Source organism: Streptomyces sp. NPDC127108 (assembly GCF_042677545.1).
GTDB lineage: Bacteria > Actinomycetota > Actinomycetes > Streptomycetales > Streptomycetaceae > Streptomyces.
The window spans coordinates 1-19,079 of record NZ_JBHXTE010000068.1 but is presented as its reverse complement, the minus strand read 5'-3'; the positions used below and the strand labels follow the sequence as shown (position 1 = coordinate 19,079).

Here is a 19,079-nt window from a genome sequence, read left to right as displayed (position 1 = left end):
AGGTCGGCGTCCTGGGGAGGGCCTGCACGCATGAGTCGTCGCTCGAGTGGTCTTGTCGGTGTCTGGGCCGAGGTCCAGCGGCAGCAGCAACGCCAGCTGGAGGCCGACGCCCGCAGGCGCCGGGAGCAGGAGCGGCAGGCCCGTGCCGAGCAGCGCCGGATGGAGCGGGACTACCGCGAGTACCGGCAGGCGGAGGCCCGGCGCCGGACCCAGGAACTCGACGCGCGCGTGGAAGCCCTGCAAGGGCTGTTAGCGGCCGGCTGCCGTGCCCCCGCCTTCCGGGCCGAGGCCCTGACGCGGACCGAGGACGTCCAGCCGTTCTCGGCCGGACAGCTCGCGGTGCCGGTGCCCATGCCGGACCCGAACCTCTATCAGGCGCAGGGCGGTTGGATGCCGGGCCGCCGCGCCCAGGCGCAGGCGGAGGCGCGGGCCCGCTACGAGTACGACTGGCGGGCCGCGCAGGCCGCGGAGGCCCAGCGGCAGCAGCAACTGGCGGATCTGCGGCGCCAGTACGACGCGTGGGTCACCGGTCACCTGGCGGAGGTGCGCCGCCACAACGCGGGCATCGCCGAGGTCGCCGCGGGCGTCAGGAGCGGCGACGCGGAGTCCGTCGTCGAGTACTTCACCGCCGCCCTGTACGCCTCGACGGCCTGGCCCGAGGGCTTTCCGCGGCAGGTCGCCGCTGCCTATGACCCGGCGTCGCGCCAGTTGGTGCTCGACTGGGAACTCCCGGGCCACGACGTCGTCCCCGAGGCGAAGTCGGTGCGCTACATGATCAACGCCGACGAGGACAAGGAAGCCGCGCGCCCGGTGAGCCAGCGCCGGTCGCTGTACCGCCACGTCATCGCCCAGTGCGTACTCCTGGTCCTGCACGACCTGTTCGCGGCGGACGAGCACGGCGCCCTCGAATCCGTGGCCCTGAACGGGTTCGTCGACGACCACGATCCGGCGACGGGCGTACGGACGCACATCTTCCTCGCCTCGGTGATGGCCGCGCGCGCCACCTTCGCCGACCTCCGTCTGGAGCAGGTGGACCCCGTCAGCTGCCTGGCGGACGGCCTCAGGGGCCAGTTGGCGGCGCGGCCCGACCAGCTCTCCCCGGTGCGGCCCGTGCGCAGGCCGGACGACGTGGGCCAGCACATCGCGAGCCACGGCGGCGCCGGGGCGGGCGACGAGCCGGATCTGCGGGAGATGGACCCGATCGTGTTCGAGTCCCTGGTCGCCGAGCTGTTCCGGGCCATGGGCATGCAGGCGGTGATGACGCAGCGCTCGAACGACGGCGGCGTGGACGTCGACGCCCTCGACCCCACCCCGATCCGCGGCGGCAAGATCGTCGTCCAGGTGAAGCGCTACCGCAACACCGTCCCGCCGACGGCCGTCCGCGATCTGTACGGCACCGTGCAGGACTGCGGCGCCAACAAGGGCGTCCTGGTCACCACCTCGGGCTTCGGCCCCGGCTCGTACACCTTCGCCAACGGCAAGCCCCTCGAGCTGATATCGGGCCCCGAACTGGTCGACCTGCTGCACCGGCACGGGCTCTCCGGCCGTCTCGGGGAGCGCGCGAGCACGGCCCCCGCGCCGCCCCCGGCCCCCGCGCCCCGGCAGGACGACGCCGAGGACTACAACGTCCTCGGCATGTCCTGGTCCGGCAGTGTCGCCGTGGACGTCTGCGCCCTCGTCTGCGCGGGCAACCGGGTCCTGAGCGACGACCACTTCGTGTTCTTCAACAACTTGCGGACGCCGGACGGTTCGGTGCGCGCCGAGCCCGCGAGCCCGCCGGACAAGGCCGCGGTGCGGGTCGCCTTCGAATCGCTGCCCGCGGCCGCCGACCGGCTCGCGCTCGTCGCCGCTGTCGACCCCGAGGTCAACCCGCACGCGGACCTGTCGGGCTTCACCGACGCCCGCATCCGGCTCCTCGACCCCTCGCTGACCGAGCTGGGCACGCTCGAGGTCTCCGAGGGCCGCGCGGGGGAGACCGCCCTGGTCCTCGGCTCGTTCCGGCGCAGAGCGGGCGGCGACTGGGACTTCGTGCTCGGCGGCAAGGGCTACACCGGCGGCCTGGAGCAGCTCCTGCCGGACTACGGCATCGCCGTCGAGTAGGCCGCGTACGAGGCGGTCGCCGAAATCGGGAGCCGGGACGGCCCCGTGTGCGTCTAGCACCACATGGACCTGGAGAAACGGCCCGCGACACCTCCCGTGGAGCAGGCCGCGCAGCACCCGGCGGCCCCCGCGCCGCAGCCCGCACCGAGACAGCCCCCCGCGCAGGCGGAGGGCTGTCTGGTGGTGGCGATCCGGCTCCCGGTGCGGATCGTGGCGCTGGTGGTCGTGCTGCCGGTGCGCCTGGTGTGGGACGCGCTCGTGGTGGCCGGGCGGTTCCTGCTCGACACCGCGCTGCGGCCGCTCGGCCGCGCGTTCGCCTGGCTGGGGCGCACCCTCGTGCTGCGGCCCCTCGGCGCGTTGTGGAGGTACGTCCTCGCTCCGGTGGGCCGGGGGCTCGCGGCGGCCGGTCTGTTCCTCGGCAAGTGTCTGTTCGTCTGGCCCTGGGTGGGCCTTTGGCGGTACGTGGTCGTGCCGGTCGGCCTCGGCCTCGGCTGGCTCCTCCACGTGCTGCTGGTCGTGCCCGCGGTGTGGCTGTACCGGTACGTCCTGACGCCGGTGGGGCACGCGCTCGCCTGGGCCGCGCGGGGTGTCGGCGCCGGGGCCTCGGCGGTCGGGCGCGGTGTGCGGTGGCTCCTTCGGATGCTGTTCGTGGTGCCCGCGGTGTGGACGTACACCCGTGTGCTCACGCCGATCGGGCACGCCGTCGCCTGGGCGGCGCTCGGTGTCGCCGCCGGGTTCCTGTGGCTGCTCCGGGGCATCGGGCTCGTCCTGTGGACGCTGCTGCGGTGGATCTTCGTGGTGCCCGCCGTGGCGGTGTGGCGGTGGGTGCTCGCGCCGATCGGGCGGGGCATCGCCGTGGTGGCGCGCGAGATCGGGGACGCGCTCGGGCACGCGTGGCGGGTCGCCGGGCATCTGTCGCGGGCCGTGTGGCGGTTCTTCGGGCAGCTCCTTCGGTGGATCTTCGTGAGCCCCGCGCGCTGGGTGTACCGGAGCGTCCTCACCCCGGCCGGGCACGCCGTCCGCGATCTGGTGTGGCGCCCCGCCGCCGGGGCGGTACGGGCCGCGGGACGCGCCACCAGGCAGGCCGTCGGATCGGTTCGCGACAGCGTGCGCGCGGCCCGCGCCGACGTCCGGCGGCTGCTCTTCGGGGCGCCGCGCGAGAAGGTGCCCGTCACCCAGGGCCACGAGGCCGACGGAAACCTGCGGCCGTGAAGCGCGTATTCTGAGGCGAAGGGTCCGGCGTGAGACGTCCCCGCAGCCGCAGGGACGATCCGGACCACGACACACGGCAGCGCCAGCCCGGCCGCGCTCCCCACCGAAGCGGGGACGGCGGCACGGGCCGCGTACACGAGGAGAAGTTCCACTGGGCAAGCGACAGCCCGAAGGCCCGCCGCCCGCACCCGCGGTGCAGCGCATCCGACTGCGCTACACCAAGCGCGGCCGCCTCCGGTTCACCAGCCACCGTGACTTCCAGCGCGCCTTCGAGCGGGCGCTGCGCCGCGCCGAGGTGCCCATGGCGTACTCGGCCGGCTTCACCCCGCACCCGAAGGTGTCGTACGCCAATGCCGCACCCACCGGCACGGGCAGCGAGGCCGAGTATCTGGAGATCGCCCTCACCGAGCACCGCGACCCGCGCACCCTGTGGGCGCTGCTCGACGAGTCACTGCCCGACGGACTCGACATCACCGACGCCGTCGAGGCCCGCACCTCGGGCCTCGCCGACCGGCTCACCGCCTCCGTGTGGGAGCTGCGTCTGGACGGCGTGGAGCCCGAGGCGGCCGAGCGTGCCGCCGCCGCCTTCCGCGCCGCCGAGACCGTCGAGGTCCAGCGCCGCACGAAGAACGGCATGCGGACGTTCGACGCCCGCGCCGCCGTCGTCAGCCTCGACGGTCTCGGCCCGGAGGCGCTCGCCTCCCGTGCCGATAGGCCGACCGACAAGCCCTGTGCGATACTGCGGCTGGTTGTACGGCACGTGACACCTGCCGTCCGACCCGACGACGTCCTGTCCGGTCTCCGAGCTGTGGCCGACCTGGCGCCGCCGGTCCCCGCAGCGGTGACCAGGCTGGCGCAGGGGCTTTTCGATGAAGAGACCGGCACGGTGACCGACCCGCTCGCGCCCGACCGCGAGGCAGTCATGGCCGCCCCGGCCGATCGTCCCGATCGTTCAGGGGACGCCGCACCTGCCGCCGCGACGGCGCCGGAGTAGGGACGGTCCCGCGCAGGGGCGTTCGCCGAGAACACCGCAGCGCCGCCCTCGTACTCGGGAGCCACCTGGGTCGGGCGGCGCACTGACCAGAAGACTTTCGCCAGGCCGTCCGCACAAAGGGGCGTACGGAACCGGCGAGACAAGACACAGAGAGCTCCCGTGCGGCGCCCACGCCCCCGGATGGCGGCCCCGCGCAGCAAGCGAGAGCCGCGGACATGTCCGGTACAGGCGCGGCGCCCGGGAGCGTGACGGGAGAACCGCCCGCATGCTTGAGCCGAACGACCCGAACGAGGGTTCGAACAACAACAGCACACCCAGCGACACCCTGCCCCCGCGCCGTCGGCGCCGGGCCGCGTCGCGTCCCGCGGGACCGCCCGCGGGCACCACCACGGACGCCGGGCCGGCCATACCGGCCACCCCCGCCACCGCCGTGGACACCGCTCCCGCCGTCGCGACCGATGCCGACGAGGAGGCGGAGGCCCTGGAGGCGGCCGAGAACGCCGAGGCCGGCGCCGTCGAGAGCGCAGAGAACGCCAAGAGCGCAGAGAACGCCGGGAACGCCGGGAACGCCGGGAACGCCGAGAACACGGAGGCCGCCGAGGTCGCCGCTGCCGCGCCCGCCGTGGAAGAGGCCGCTCCCGCTCGTACGCGTCGCCGTGCCACCCGCCGTGCCTCCGCGCCCGCCGGTGCCCCGCAGTCCGCCGCGTCGTCCGACGCCCGGACCGACGCCGCCGATGCCGCGCCCGCCGCCGAGCCGGTGGCCGCCGCCGAGGAGCCCGCCGTGGAAGAGGCCGCCCCCGCTCGCACGCGCCGCCGTGCCACCCGCCGCGCCTCCGCGCCCGCCGGTGCCCCGCAGACGGCCGAGGCGGAGCAGCCGTCGGCCGCTGTCGCCGAGAGCCCGGCCGCGCCCGCCGCCGAGACCACCGAGGCCGACGCCGCGCCGCGCCGCACCCGTCGCCGTGCCACGCGCACCGCTTCCGCGCCCGCTGCCGAGGCGCAGGCCGCCCCGGCCGCGGAGACCGCCACGACCACGGAGGCCACCGCGTCCACCGAGACCGCTGAGGCCGCCGAGACCCCCGAGGCCGACGCCGCCCCGCGCCGTACCCGTCGCCGCGCCACCCGTACCGCTTCCGCGCCCGCCGCCGAGGCGCAGGCCGCCCCGGCCGCGGAGACCGCCGAGGTCGCCGAAGCCGCGGCGCCGAAGGCCGACGAGGCCCCGGCCACCGCCGAGACCCCGGCCGCCGAGGACGCCGCCCCGCGCCGTACCCGTCGCCGCGCCACCCGCGCCGCCGCGCCCGCCGCCGAGGCGCAGCCCACCGAGGCCCCGGCCGCCGCGAACGACACCCCGGCGGCGGAGCAGGCCGATGCCGCCCCGCGCGGCCGTGCCGCCCGTGAGGCCGAGGCCGCCGAGCAGGCCGAGGCGGACGCCCCGCGCGGCCGTACCCGTCGCCGTGCCACCCGCAAGGCCGCCGCCGGCTTCACCGCGCCCGCGGCCGCGGGCACGCGCTCCGACGAGGACAACGAGCGCCGCCCGGCGCGGCCCGCCGTGGCCGTGTTCCAGGCGCCCGTCTTCGCCGAGCCGATGTTCCAGACCCCGGAGCGCGCCGCAGCCGCTGCCGCCGCCGAGGCGGCCGAGCAGCCCGTCGAGGCCGCGCCCGCGCCCGCCGTCGAGGAGGAGGCGGGCCCGCGCCGCCGTCGCCGCCGTCGTGCCGCGGACGAGCAGCCCGCCGCCGAGACCGTCGTGGCGGAGCCCGAGGAGCCCAGGGCGCCGGTCGAGGCCGAGCCCGCCGAGGCGGAGGCCGACGTCGACAACGAAGGCGCCGACGAGGCCGCCGACGGCGAGGACGCCGGTGAGCGGCACGGCCGTCGCCGCCGCCGCGGTGGCCGTCGCCGCCGCCGTGGCGAGCCCGCCGACGCCGACGGCGCCGAGCAGTCGGACGACGCCGCCGAGCGTTCCGACGAGGCCGCCGGTGACACCGACGGCTCCGACGACTCCGACGAGGCCGCGGCCGAGCGGTCCGATGACGACTCCGACGACGCCGAGGCCGCCGGTGGCTCCGGCTCCAGCAGCAGCCGTCGTCGCCGTCGCCGTCGCCGTCGCGCCGGTGACTCCGCCGAGAGCGAGCCGGGCGACGGCGACCCGGAGCGCACGGTCGTCAAGGTCCGCGAGCCGCGCAAGAAGGGCGACGACTCGCCCTCGGACGAGGTGCAGTCCATCAAGGGCTCGACCCGTCTCGAGGCCAAGAAGCAGCGCCGCCGCGAGGGCCGCGAGCAGGGCCGCCGCCGGGTGCCGATCATCACCGAGGCCGAGTTCCTGGCCCGCCGCGAGGCGGTCAACCGGGAGATGATCGTCCGTCAGAACGGCGACCGCACCCAGATCGGCGTCCTCGAGGACAACATCCTCGTCGAGCACTACGTCAACAAGGAGCAGTCGACCTCGTACGTCGGCAACGTCTACCTGGGCAAGGTCCAGAACGTGCTCCCGTCGATGGAGGCCGCCTTCATCGACATCGGCAAGGGCCGCAACGCCGTCCTGTACGCCGGTGAGGTCAACTTCGAGGCGCTCGGCATGGCCAACGGGCCGCGCCGCATCGAGTCCGCCCTGAAGTCGGGCCAGTCGGTCCTCGTGCAGGTCACCAAGGACCCGATCGGCCACAAGGGCGCCCGCCTGACCAGCCAGGTCTCGCTGCCCGGCCGCTACCTGGTCTATGTGCCCGAGGGCTCCATGACGGGCATCAGCCGCAAGCTGCCCGACACCGAGCGGGCGCGTCTGAAGACCATCCTCAAGAAGATCGTCCCCGAGGACGCGGGCGTCATCGTGCGCACCGCCGCCGAGGGCGCCAGCGAGGACGAGCTGCGCCGTGACGTCGAGCGGCTGCAGGCGCAGTGGGAGGACATCCTCAAGAAGTCGAAGATGACCACCACCAGCTCGCCGAGCCTGCTCTACGGCGAGCCGGACATGACCGTCCGCGTGGTCCGCGACATCTTCAACGAGGACTTCTCGAAGGTCATCATCAGCGGCGACGAGGCCTGGGAGACCATCCACGGCTACGTATCGCACGTCGCGCCCGACCTCGCCGACCGCCTCTCGCGGTGGACGTCCGAGGTGGACGTCTTCGCCACGTACCGGATCGACGAGCAGCTCGCCAAGGCCCTCGACCGCAAGGTGTGGCTGCCCTCGGGTGGCTCCCTCGTGATCGACAAGACCGAGGCGATGGTCGTCATCGACGTCAACACCGGCAAGTTCACCGGTCAGGGCGGCAACCTCGAAGAGACCGTCACCAGGAACAACCTGGAGGCGGCCGAGGAGATCGTGCGCCAGCTGCGCCTGCGTGACCTCGGCGGCATCGTCGTCATCGACTTCATCGACATGGTCCTCGAGTCCAACCGGGACCTGGTCCTGCGCCGGATGCTGGAGTGCCTGGGCCGGGACCGGACCAAGCACCAGGTCGCCGAGGTCACCTCGCTCGGCCTGGTCCAGATGACCCGCAAGCGCGTCGGCCAGGGTCTCCTGGAGTCCTTCTCCGAGACCTGTGTGCACTGCAACGGCCGCGGCCTCATCGTGCACATGGACCAGGCGACGACCGCCGGTGGCGGCGGCAAGCGCAAGAAGCGCGGCCGCGGCGGCGCCGACCAGGGCGCGGGCCACGACCACGCGCACGAGGGCGTCGACTCGGGTGCCGAGGCCGTCGAGACGGCGGCCGAGGTCGCCGCGGAGATCGCCGAGCCGGTGGCGCTGCCCGAGCCCGCGTTCGTCCCCGACGAGGAGCTGTACAGCAGCCCGGCCGAGGCCGAGGCCGCCGCTTCCCGCGGCCGTTCGCGGCGCCGGGCCACGCGCCGGGCGTCCGCTCCCGCGGGTGCGCCGAAGTCGGAGACGGTTGAGGTCGAGCCGTCCGAGAGTGCGGAGCAGCCCGAGAAGGCCGAGAAGACCGGGCGTGCGGCCAAGGCCGGGCGCGCCGAGAAGAAGGCCAAGTCCCGTGCGGCCAAGGCCAAGGCCGAGCCGGTCGAGGAGGCCGCCGAGGCGGTCGCCCCGGTCGAGGAGGCCCCGGCCGCTCCGGTCGCCGAGACCGCGGAGGCTCCCGCCGCCGCCGTCGAGGCTCCTGCCGAGGACGACGCGGCTCCCAAGGGGCGTACGCGGCGCCGGGCGACCCGCAAGGCGTCGGCCCCGGCCGGTTCGCCGAAGGCGGCGGCCGACAGCGGTGAGGTGATCATCGCGGAGGCGGCCAAGCCGGAGCCGGTCGCCGAGGTCGTCGAGGCCCCGGCCGTCGAGGCTCCCGCCGCGCAGGCCGAGCCGGTCGCGGAGGCGGCCCCCGAGGCCCCGGCGCGCCCGCGCCGCCGTGCCGTGCGCAAGGCCACCGCGCCGACCGCGTCCGAGGAGACGGCCGTCGTGGTCGTCCCCGCGGCGGACAAGCCGTCCGAGGCGGCCGCGGACCAGGCGCCCGAGGCGCCCGCCGCCGACGCCGAGGAAGCCGCTCCGGCCGCCAAGAAGGCGGCGCGCAAGACGGCCAAGAAGGCCACCGCCAAGAAGGCCGCGACGAAGAAGACCGCGGCCAAGAAGACGGCGGCGAAGAAGACGGCCGCCAAGAAGACGACGGCCAAGAAGGCGGCGAAGACCACCAAGAAGGCCGCGGCCGCCGAGCAGTCGGGCGCCTCGGTCACGGCCCCGGCCGACGCGGGCTGAGGTCGGTCCGCCGCGTCCGGCCGTGACCCGGCCGGGCGCACCGGCTGGACGTCGCGGGCGTCACCGCAGCAACGGTGCCCCCGGCACGGCGAGTTCGCCGTGCCGGGGGCACCGGCGCGTCGGCGCGCATGATGCCAGGTCGGCGCCCTCAATGCGGCGTTTTCGCCCGCCACTTGGATCGTCGAGGCATTGCCTGTAAGACTCATGCGGTTTGTTGTCGTGAAGAGTTGACGAAGAGTCGACCGTGAGGACAGGACACCGGCGTGCCGTGGGGAGACCGCGCGCCGGGGTCAGGGGAGGGATGCACCATGGCGCAGCTGCGCCTCAGAGGCACGGGCCGCCACCGCGCCGTGAAGCAGGTCAAGGGCGGGCGGCAGGCGGCGGCGCTCGCCACGGTGCTCTCGGCGGCGAGCCTGCAGGCGACGGGCATCGCCGGGGCCGCCCCCGCCGAAGGGCCCACCGGGACCACACCCACCTGGACCGAGGGCCCGGTCTTCAACGACCCGCTCGGCACGGACGAGGCGCAGCACGCGATCCGCACCCGCCTGATCCAGCTCACCGACGCCGCCGTGCCCGGCTCGACCATCAAGGTCGCCGTCTACCACGTCTGGGAGGCCCCGGTCGTCGACGCGCTCCTGAACGCCCGCGAGCGCGGCGTCAACGTACAGATCCTCCTCGACTCGACGAGCCGCACGGACCGCCCGGACAACCCCTCGTACCCCAAGCTCGCGTCGTCGCTCGGCACCGACCGCACCCAGAAGTCCTTCGTCTCGCTGTGCCCGACGGACAAGTCCTGTCTGGGCGACCCGCGCCACGGCAAGTCGATCATGCACAACAAGTTCTGGCTGTTCTCCGAGGTCAAGGGCGCCCGCGACGTCGTCGTACAGACCACGTCGAACTCCACGCCGTCGGCGCACACCAAGTTCTTCAACGACGCGCTGCTGCTCCCGGACAACCCGACGATGTACGACGCGTTCGCCGGCTACTTCGAGGACATGGTCGACGCGGACTGGCGGCACTGGGACTACCGCACGGTCAGCAACGGCCTCTACAAGGCCTACTTCTTCCCGCGCGAGGGCACGGTCAACGAGACCGACACCATGTACTCGGTCCTCAACAACGTCGCGTGCACCTACAAGGACGCGAACGGCGTGAAGCGGCAGACCAAGGTCCGCGCCTCCATCTTCAAGATCACGCGCAAGCAGATCGCCGAGAAGCTGGTCTCCCTGAAGAAGGCGGGCTGCGCGGTGGACCTGGTGTACGCCGAGACGGACAGCGCCAAGAGCCAGGGCGGCACCCCCGGCACCTGGGAGGCCCTGCACAAGCCCGGCGGCCCCTCGCTGCGCTGCTACAACGACGACCGTGACCCGCTCGTGCCCGGCCAGAAGCTGACCACGCCGTACATCATCCACAGCAAGTACGTCCTCATCGACGGCGTGTACGACGGCAAGCGGAACAAGGTCTCCTTCACCGGTTCGCAGAACTACACGGCGCCCGCGCTGCGCGAGAACGACGAGGTGATCGTGAAGGTCGACGACGACTCGGTGCACGACACCTACCGCAGGCACTTCGACCGGGTGAAGAAGGTGGCCTGGCCGGGGACCAACGACAAGACGGATCTGTGCCGGGGCGTGAAGCCGCTGCCGCCGGACGGCGAGAAGCCCACCCGGTAGGGCGGCGCGGACCCGGTTTGACCCGTCCGGGCGAGCCCCGTAACCTTGACCGTCGGCGTGTTCCTATGCACGCCCAACCCCTGTAAACCTCATTCCTCCCGGAAATCGCACGGAATTCCGCGTGACATCGGGGAGAGGCCGCTCGTGCCATCGGCGCGGGGCAGCTGGACTGCGGGGGTCCCGTTCCGAGCGAGAGAGAGATCCGCGTGTACGCCATCGTGCGCAGCGGTGGTCGCCAGCACAAGGTTGCTGTCGACGACATCGTTGAGGTTGACAAGATTTCCACCGCCAAGGTTGGCGACACGGTCGAGCTCTCGACCCTGCTCGTTGTCGACGGCGAAGCCGTGACCAGCGACCCGTGGGTCCTGGCCGGCATCAAGGTCACCGCCGAGGTCGTGGACCACCACAAGGGTGCCAAGATCGACATCCTTCGGTACAAGAACAAGACCGGCTACCGCCGTCGTCAGGGTCACCGTCAGCAGTACACGGCGATCAAGATCACCGGCATCCCCACGGCTGCGAAGTAAGGGACTGAGACAAGATGGCACACAAGAAGGGCGCATCGTCCACTCGGAACGGGCGCGATTCCAATGCTCAGCGGCTCGGTGTGAAGCGCTTCGGCGGTCAGACCGTCAACGCCGGTGAGATCCTGGTCCGCCAGCGCGGCACCCACTTCCACCCGGGCACGGGCGTCGGCCGCGGCAAGGACGACACCCTGTTCGCGCTGGACGCCGGTGCGGTGGAGTTCGGTACCCACCGTGGCCGCAAGGTCGTGAACATCGTTCCGGTCGCCTGATCACTCAGGTTCCGTAGAACAAGTTCTTCGCTAGGGCGGACCTCGACTTCTCGTGCTCCTGGAGTGCGGGAAGCGGGTCCGCCCTTTGCGTGTTAGACGTAAGACATTCCCGTTTTCCCCCGACCTTCGGCCGGGGACCCCCAGGAGGCACTGAACCATGACCACCTTCGTGGACCGCGTCGAGCTGCACGTCGCCGCGGGTAGCGGAGGCCACGGCTGTGCCTCCGTCCACCGTGAGAAGTTCAAGCCGCTCGGCGGCCCCGACGGCGGCAACGGCGGCCGGGGCGGCGACGTCATCCTGGTCGTCGACCAGTCCGTGACCACGCTGCTCGACTACCACCACAGCCCGCACCGCAAGGCCACCAACGGCAAGCCCGGCGAGGGCGGCAACCGCTCCGGCAAGGACGGCCAGGACCTGGTCCTGCCGGTGCCGGACGGCACCGTCGTCCTCGACAAGCAGGGCAACGTCCTCGCGGACCTCGTCGGCCACGGCACCACGTACGTGGCCGCACAGGGCGGCCGCGGCGGCCTCGGCAACGCGGCGCTCGCCTCCGCCCGCCGCAAGGCGCCCGGCTTCGCGCTGCTCGGCGAGCCCGGTACGGGCGGCGATGTCGTCCTGGAGCTCAAGACGGTCGCGGACGTCGCGCTCGTCGGCTACCCGAGCGCGGGCAAGTCCTCGCTGATCTCGGTGCTCAGCGCCGCCAAGCCCAAGATCGCGGACTACCCCTTCACGACGCTCGTGCCCAACCTCGGCGTCGTCACCGCCGGCTCCACCGTCTACACCATCGCCGACGTGCCCGGCCTCATCCCCGGCGCCAGCCAGGGCCGCGGCCTGGGCCTGGAGTTCCTGCGCCACGTCGAGCGGTGCAGCGTCCTCGTGCACGTCCTTGACACCGCCACCCTGGAGTCCGACCGCGACCCCGTCTCCGACCTCGACGTGATCGAGGCGGAGCTGCGGGAGTACGGCGCGGGCCTGGAGAACCGGCCGCGTCTGGTGGTCCTCAACAAGGTCGACATCCCCGACGGCCAGGACCTGGCCGACCTGGTGCGGCCCGACCTGGAGGAGCGCGGCTACCGCGTCTTCGAGGTGTCCGCCGTCGCCCACAAGGGCCTCAAGGAGCTGTCCTTCGCGCTCGCCGAGTTCGTCGCCGAGGCGCGGGCCGCGAAGCCCAAGGAAGAGGCCACGCGCATCGTCATCCGGCCCAAGGCCGTCGACGACGCCGGCTTCACCGTCACCCGCGAGGAGGACGAGGGCGAGGCCGTGTTCCGCGTGCGCGGCGAGAAGCCGGAGCGCTGGGTGCGTCAGACCGACTTCAACAACGACGAGGCCGTCGGCTACCTCGCCGACCGGCTCAACCGCCTCGGCGTCGAGGACGAGCTGATGAAGGCCGGGGCCCGCGCGGGCGACGGCGTGGCCATCGGCCCCGAGGACAACGCGGTCGTCTTCGACTGGGAGCCCTCGATGTCCGCGGGCGCGGAGATGCTCGGACGGCGTGGCGAGGACCACCGCTTCGAGGCGCCGCGTCCGGCCGCGCAGCGCCGCAGGGACCGCGACGCGGAGCGGGACGAGGCGGAGCGGGCTTACGACGACTTCGAGCCCTTCTAGGCCGTAGGCCCTGGGCGGGGCGGCAGCCCTCCCCGCCGCTCCGCGGCGGGGTCTCCCACCCGCCCACCCGTTGCGGTCGAACCCGGCTCACCGCCGGGGCGGCATCCGTCGTCCCGTCGCTCCGCGCCGGGACCTCTCCCACCCACCCGCCCGTTACGGTCGAACCCGGCTTGCCGTCGAAGCATGGCTCTCGGCTGACAGCGAAGGGCCCCGGAGCAGTTAGCTCCGGGGCCCTTCGTCGTTTCTACGGTGAGGCGGGTTCGGCCGTAACGGGCGGGCGGGTGGGAGAAGCCCCGGAGGGGCTTACCGGTTGCCGCGCCCGGCAGGCTACGCCGACTCCAGCTCCTCCGCCGGGTCCGCGTCCATCGCGGCCTCCGCGGCGTCCACCGTGTCCGTGGACTCGTCCCGCTGGCCGGGGATCTCCGCCTCCTGGCGGGCCGCGGCGCGGGCGCGGCGGGCGTCGGACTTGGCGCAGAGGGCCAGCGCCGCCGCGTTGAAGCGGACGATGGAGGGCGGGTCGGACGGGCCGAGGAGGTGCTCCTTCAGCTCGGCACGGGCCTCCGCGTACGCGTCCTTCTCCGGGGTGCGCACGGCGTCCAGGAGGGCGGGCACGCCGTCCGCCTCGGGCGCGAGGACCGTCGCGGCGCGCACCGTGGGGAAGCCGGAGCGGAAGTCCGCCTCGGACATCCCGGAGGTGTTGGCCACGGCGTACGGCTTCTCGCTGCTCAGCCAGTCCGAGACGACCGAGGAGACATCGCTGATCAGCAGGTCGGCCTGGTTGAAGCAGGAGAAGATCGCCGGGCGGGACTCGGTGACGATCTGGTGCTCCCACTCGGGCAGCGAGGCCCAGTACGCCGACTCCCACGCGGCGGTCGCCTCGGCGATCGCGGCCCGGCTGTCGCCGTCGGGCGCGCCCTGGAGCATCATCCGCTCCTGCTCGTCCACGCTCTTGCGGAACTTCTTGGCGGTGAGCAGGCTCAACGCGTCCATGCGGGCGGCGAGTTCGGTCGCGGCCTCGGGGCCGGGGCGGGCGCCGGAGCGCTTCGCGGCGGCCTCGCGGATCATGGCCTTGATGCGCTCGTTGGCGGCGCCGGCGGCCGGGTTCTGCGAGCCGGTCATCGGGTGCGGCTTGTAGATGAGGCGCACGGCCGGGTCGGCGAGCAGGTGCCGGACGATGTTCTCGCCCGCGAGCACGACCGAGGTGTTGCCGGGGTTGCCGTCCCAGCCCTCCCAGGTCGGGGCGTAGAGGACGTTCGTGAACGCGCCGGTGGGCGGGCCCGCGTACGGCCGGATCGGCGAGAGCTGGGGGCGGCCGACCTCGACCACGTCCTTGTCGTCGACGCCGATGTCGGCGAGCTGGTAGCGGTCGCGGGCGGCGGGCCCGGCGACCCACACCTCGTCGTACGCCTTCGCGTACGGGTTGCAGGACGACAGCTTGTCGCTCTCGCCGTGGTTGATGAAGGCGTGCTTGAGCGAGGGGATGCGCAGGACCTGGGAGGTCTTCGCGGCGTTCGCCGGGTGCAGCATCATCTTCAGCGTCGACGTCTCCAGCGAGAACATCGTGGCGACCTTCGGGAAGCAGATGATCGGCACGTCCGCGGAGTCGATCTTCTGGACCATGAAGCGCTCGCGCAGCACGATCAGCGGCTTGCCGTCGAGCTGGGCGAGCGTGGAGATCCACATGTTCGCCTGGTACGCGGACGTGGTGCCGCCGGAGAAGTACATGGCGACCGTCGGCTGGTACTCCGCCAGCCACTGGTCGAGCCACTCCATGACGGCCTGGTCGCTCTTGGCCCGCTTCTTCGGCAGCAGCCAGGTCGCCAGGTACGCGGCACCGCCGCCCATCAGGACGACGGAGACACCGAGCCCGATGCCGCCCCAGTACGCGTCGGTGGTGGCCGCGGTGAGCAGCAGGCCGACCGTGGCGGGCACCGAGAACGTGAGCAGACGGCGCGCCTGCTGGCGGGCCAGGATGCGCGGCGGCGCGGCGCTCAGGTGCAGCGCGGAGGTGTCGATGTTGCGCGTGACGATCGGCAGCGTACGGGCGCGGCGGACCATGACGGCGACGGCCTGGCAGAAGAAGTGCAGGGCGTAGAGCGCGAGCAGCGCGACGGTCAGCGGCGATTGCTCGGCCAGCGGCTCGATGCCGTCGATGCGCAGCAGGCCGACGAGGACCAGCATGTCGCGCAGGAGCTGCCGGACGGTGACATCGAAGCGGATCTTGCCCAGGAGGGAGAGCAGACCCGGCTGCTTGTACTGCAGATAGATGTCGAGCGCGAGGTTCGCCGCCGCCGCGGCGACGAACACCGGGACGTACGGGGCGAGCGCGGAAACGAGCTGTGCCGTGAAGAGCGCGACCATCGACAGCAGGGCGGTGAGCTGTACGACGCGGCGGCGGGGGGCGAGTCCGGCGGAGGGCACGGGCTTGGGCTCCTGGCGGGGGGCGTTTCGGACGGGGGGAGGGCGTTGCGGGGCACTGCGGGGCAATGCCGGGCAAGCCGGGTCATGCGGTGTCCGGACGTGTGGACGACACTCATCCGGATTAGTGGAAGACCCCTGACCGTATGACGCTCGGTGCCTTCGTAGCAATCTTCCGTGACGCTAATCACTGCATAAAGGGGCAAAAGGAACTGACTTCGAGGCCTGAATTCGGCCTCTTGACGACTTGAGACCCTTGTAGTCGCGGACGCCCGTCCGAACCGCGAAACCCGCGGGCGCCCGCGCCGCGTCCTCACGTACATTGCTGGTCCACAGCACATGGGGACCATTGGGGAAGTACGTGACAAGGGCCGTGACAGGGGCAAAGGGACGGACGGACGTCGCGGGGGCCCACCGGGTCGTCGTCAAGGTGGGCTCTTCGTCCCTGACCACCGCGTCGGGCGGACTCGACGCGGACCGCGTCGACGCGCTCGTGGACGTCCTCGCCAAGAGCAGGATCGTGGGGGCGGGCGGCGGGGAGCGCGAGATCGTGCTCGTCTCCTCCGGCGCCATCGCCGCCGGGCTCGCCCCCCTCGGGCTGCGCCGCCGCCCCAAGGACCTGGCCCGCCAGCAGGCCGCCGCCAGCGTCGGCCAGGGCCTCCTCGTCGCCCGCTACACCGCGTCCTTCGCGCGCTACGGCGTCCGCGTCGGCCAGGTCCTGCTCACCACCGACGACACCAGCCGCCGCGCCCACCACCGCAACGCCTCGCGCACCCTCGACAAGCTCCTCGCCATGGGCGCCCTGCCCGTCGTCAACGAGAACGACACGGTCGCCACCGACGAGATCCGCTTCGGCGACAACGACCGCCTCGCCGCCCTCGTCGCCCACCTCGTCCGCGCCGACCTCCTGGTGCTCCTGTCGGACGTGGACGGCCTGTACGACGGCGACCCCGCGGCCGAGGGCACGGCGCGCGTCGGCGAGGTCCGCGGCCCCGCCGACATCGCCCACGTCAAGATCGGCAGCGCGGGCAGGGCGGGCGTCGGCACCGGCGGCATGGTCACCAAGGTCGAGGCCGCCCGGATCGCCGCGGCCGCCGGCATCCCCGTCGTCCTGACCTCCGCCAGCCAGGCCGCCGACGCGCTCGCGGGCCGCGACACCGGCACGTACTTCCACCCCACCGGACGCCGCTCCGCGGACCGCCTGCTGTGGCTCCAGCACGCCTCCGCGCCGCGCGGCTCCCTCACCCTCGACGACGGTGCGGTGCGGGCGGTCGTCGAGGGCCGCAAGTCGCTGCTTCCGGCGGGGATCGCCGCGGTCGAGGGCGAGTTCATCGCGGGCGACCCGGTCGAGCTGCGGGACACCGCGGGCCGCGCCGTCGCCCGCGGCCTGGTGAACTTCGACGCCAAGGAACTACCGCGCCTCTTCGGTCGCTCCACCCGCGAGCTCGCCCGCGAGCTCGGCCCCGCCTACGAGCGCGAAGTGGTGCACCGCGACGACCTGGTGGTCCTGCACCCCTGACCCATCCACGGGCCGTGCACCACCACCCCACGAGGCAGTGCACCATCCACCCCGTCCGACGGTGCACCCCTAGTCCCGCCCGCCTCGGAGACACCAGCTCAAATCAGGCCGAAAACAGGCGCGAACGCCGTGTCACGGCTGGCTCGCCCGAGGTGAAACTCCGCAAAACCGCCCCGCGGGACCGCTTGTCCTGCTCAACTTTGTTGCAAGGCAGTTCCGTACGACCGTTGCATATCCGCACCACCACTGGTTGAAGGAGGCCGTCGTGAGACGAGTGCGCCCAGGGGCGGCGTCCCGCGGGTCGGCTGAGCGTGCGCTGACGAGCGTCGCCGCGGGGGCGGCGTACGGCGGCGACGCGGCCGAGGGCCACGACCGGGAGGCGCGCGAGCGCCAGGCGCGGGACGGCGACGGCGGCGAGCCGGCCGACGCACCCCGCCTCTGGCACGTCACGCTGAGTGTCTCCGGCGCCAAGGCGCCCCTCCAGGAGGTCCGACGGGGCCTGGAACAGCTCGCCCACGACCACCCCTTCCTGCTCACCAGTCGCTACGCCCAGGACCACGCGGAGATCCGCTACTGGGAAGAGGCCCGCGACCTGCACGACGCCGCCGCGGTCGCGCTGCGCCTGTGGGGCGAGCACCGGCAGAGCGCGCAGCTGCCGCCGTGGGAGATCGTCGGCCTCGAAGTCATCGATCGCGACACGTATCACCAGCGCATCGCGGAGGGGTACGGGCCGCTGCCCGCGACACCGGTCGGCGTCCATCCCTTTTAGTGCGCCTAAACCGGCGCTGCTTTGTGCGCCTAAACCGGCGCCGCTCTCGCGGACGTGGTTGATCGTCGTTGTGGTTGCTCAATTGATGGTTGCTGTTCGTGTGGGGGAGACACGGGGGCTGGGAAGCGGGTTGTGGGGGAGACACGGGGCCGGGAAGCGCGGTGTGGGGAAGACACGGGGTGCCGGGAAACGCGTGTCAATTCCAGCCATCTCCGGGCCGCGGCCGCTCTGTCCCGTAGGCGGGCGCCCGACTGTCTCCCGGTGCGACCCTCGGCACGGCCCGCCGGGCGTCTCGCTGGGCGGAACAGCGTCTGGACGCCCCCCGACACGCCGTTACGCTGCCCTCATGACCGCGCTCTCGCCCTACGACAACATGTCCCCGGTCGCCCAGGCCGCCTACCGGTCCCGCGCCGCCGCGGCCACCCTCGCGCCGCTGCCGCGCGCCGAGAAGGACGACGCGCTGCTCGCCATCGCCGACGCCCTCGAAGTGCGCACCGCGGAGATCGTGGCGGCCAACGCCAAGGACATCGCGAAGGCCCGCGAGGCCGGCACCAGTGAGGCGATCGTCGACCGCCTCACCCTCACCCCCGAACGCGTCCGCGCCATCGCCGCCGACGTACGCCACGTCGTCGCCCTGCCCGACCCCGTCGGCGAGGTCGTCCGCGGCTCCACGCTGCCCAACGGCATCGACCTGCGCCAGGTCCGCGTCCCCCTCGGCGTCGTCGGCATCATCTACGAGGCCCGGCCGAACGTCACCGTCGACGCCGCCGCGCTCTGCCTGAAGTCCGGCAACGCGGTGCTGCTCCGCGGCTCCTCCTCCGCGTACGAGTCCAACACCGCGCTGGTGCGCGTCCTGCGCGACGCCGTGCACGGCGCGGGTCTTCCCGCCGACGCCGTCCAGCTCGTCCCCGGCGAGAGCCGCGAGTCCGTCCGCGAACTGATGCGCGCCCGCGGCCTCGTCGACGTCCTTATCCCGCGCGGCGGCGCCTCCCTGATCAGGACCGTCGTCGAGGAGTCCACGGTCCCCGTCATCGAGACCGGCACCGGCAACTGCCACGTCTACGTCGACGCGCACGCCGACCTGGACATGGCCATCGACATCCTCGTCAACTCCAAGGCCCAGCGCGTCAGCGTCTGCAACGCCGCCGAGACCCTCCTCGTCCACGCCGACATCGCCGACGCCTTCCTGCCCCGCGCCCTCGACGCCCTCGCCGACGCCGGCGTCACCGTGCACGCCGACGAGCGCGTCCAGACGTACGGCCCCGGCTCCAAGGCCACCGTCGTACCGGCGACCACCGAGGACTGGGAGAC

The 19,079-nt window shown here is 73.0% G+C and carries 12 protein-coding genes; 11 read left to right on the top strand and 1 reads right to left on the bottom strand.

Annotated elements, in window-relative coordinates:
- Positions 1-30: 30 nt before the first annotated feature.
- The 8 genes from ACFVHO_RS37630 (at position 31) to obgE (ending at position 13,062) form a co-directional block, all read left to right on the top strand.
- A complete protein-coding gene (locus ACFVHO_RS37630; protein ID WP_385724959.1) occupies positions 31-2,100 on the top strand; it encodes a restriction endonuclease in 2,070 nt (689 codons plus the stop codon).
- Positions 2,101-2,163: 63 nt separating this feature from the next.
- Entirely contained in the window at positions 2,164-3,312 is a 1,149-nt protein-coding gene (locus tag ACFVHO_RS37625) for a hypothetical protein (protein WP_385724958.1), read from the top strand.
- Positions 3,313-3,505: 193 nt separating this feature from the next.
- Positions 3,506-4,306, top strand: coding sequence for a TIGR03936 family radical SAM-associated protein (locus ACFVHO_RS37620; protein ID WP_385724956.1), 801 nt, complete (start codon positions 3,506-3,508; stop codon positions 4,304-4,306).
- 265 nt (positions 4,307-4,571) lie between these two features.
- Positions 4,572-8,987: a ribonuclease E/G gene (locus ACFVHO_RS37615; RefSeq protein WP_385724954.1), complete on the top strand. Its 4,416-nt coding sequence runs from the start codon at positions 4,572-4,574 to the stop codon at positions 8,985-8,987.
- A gap of 308 nt (positions 8,988-9,295) precedes the next feature.
- Complete coding sequence (locus ACFVHO_RS37610) at positions 9,296-10,660, top strand: phospholipase D-like domain-containing protein (RefSeq protein ID WP_385724953.1); 1,365 nt, start codon at positions 9,296-9,298, stop codon at positions 10,658-10,660.
- Between the two features lie 206 nt (positions 10,661-10,866).
- Positions 10,867-11,187, top strand: coding sequence for a 50S ribosomal protein L21 (gene rplU, locus ACFVHO_RS37605; protein ID WP_385724951.1), 321 nt, complete (start codon positions 10,867-10,869; stop codon positions 11,185-11,187).
- A gap of 14 nt (positions 11,188-11,201) precedes the next feature.
- A complete protein-coding gene (gene rpmA, locus ACFVHO_RS37600) occupies positions 11,202-11,456 on the top strand; it encodes a 50S ribosomal protein L27 (RefSeq protein ID WP_030362615.1) in 255 nt (84 codons plus the stop codon).
- A 157-nt stretch (positions 11,457-11,613) separates the two neighbouring features.
- Entirely contained in the window at positions 11,614-13,062 is a 1,449-nt protein-coding gene (gene obgE, locus ACFVHO_RS37595) for a GTPase ObgE (RefSeq protein ID WP_380856938.1), read from the top strand.
- A 327-nt stretch (positions 13,063-13,389) separates the two neighbouring features.
- Here the strand turns inward: obgE and ACFVHO_RS37590 are convergent, their stop codons facing one another.
- Complete coding sequence (locus ACFVHO_RS37590; RefSeq protein ID WP_385724949.1) at positions 13,390-15,483, bottom strand: hypothetical protein; 2,094 nt, start codon at positions 15,481-15,483, stop codon at positions 13,390-13,392.
- 370 nt (positions 15,484-15,853) lie between these two features.
- Here ACFVHO_RS37590 and proB point away from each other — a divergent pair, with 370 nt between their 5' ends.
- The 3 genes from proB to ACFVHO_RS37575 form a co-directional block, all read left to right on the top strand.
- Positions 15,854-16,999 carry a glutamate 5-kinase gene (gene proB, locus ACFVHO_RS37585; RefSeq protein WP_385724947.1) on the top strand — a complete coding sequence of 382 codons (1,146 nt, stop codon included), beginning with the start codon at positions 15,854-15,856 and terminating at the stop codon, positions 16,997-16,999.
- Positions 17,000-17,264: 265 nt separating this feature from the next.
- Entirely contained in the window at positions 17,265-17,768 is a 504-nt protein-coding gene (locus ACFVHO_RS37580; protein ID WP_385724946.1) for a hypothetical protein, read from the top strand.
- Positions 17,769-18,114: 346 nt separating this feature from the next.
- On the top strand, positions 18,115-19,079 hold a 965-nt coding region (locus ACFVHO_RS37575), incomplete at its 3' end, for a glutamate-5-semialdehyde dehydrogenase (protein ID WP_385724944.1).

Coding starts and splice junctions, on each gene's coding strand:
- ACFVHO_RS37630 (WP_385724959.1), top strand. CDS start 31: ATGAGTCGTCGCTCGAGTGGTCTTGTCGGTGTCTGGGCCGAGGTCCAG.
- ACFVHO_RS37625 (WP_385724958.1), top strand. CDS start 2,164: ATGGACCTGGAGAAACGGCCCGCGACACCTCCCGTGGAGCAGGCCGCG.
- ACFVHO_RS37615 (WP_385724954.1), top strand. CDS start 4,572: ATGCTTGAGCCGAACGACCCGAACGAGGGTTCGAACAACAACAGCACA.
- ACFVHO_RS37610 (WP_385724953.1), top strand. CDS start 9,296: ATGGCGCAGCTGCGCCTCAGAGGCACGGGCCGCCACCGCGCCGTGAAG.
- rpmA (WP_030362615.1), top strand. CDS start 11,202: ATGGCACACAAGAAGGGCGCATCGTCCACTCGGAACGGGCGCGATTCC.
- obgE (WP_380856938.1), top strand. CDS start 11,614: ATGACCACCTTCGTGGACCGCGTCGAGCTGCACGTCGCCGCGGGTAGC.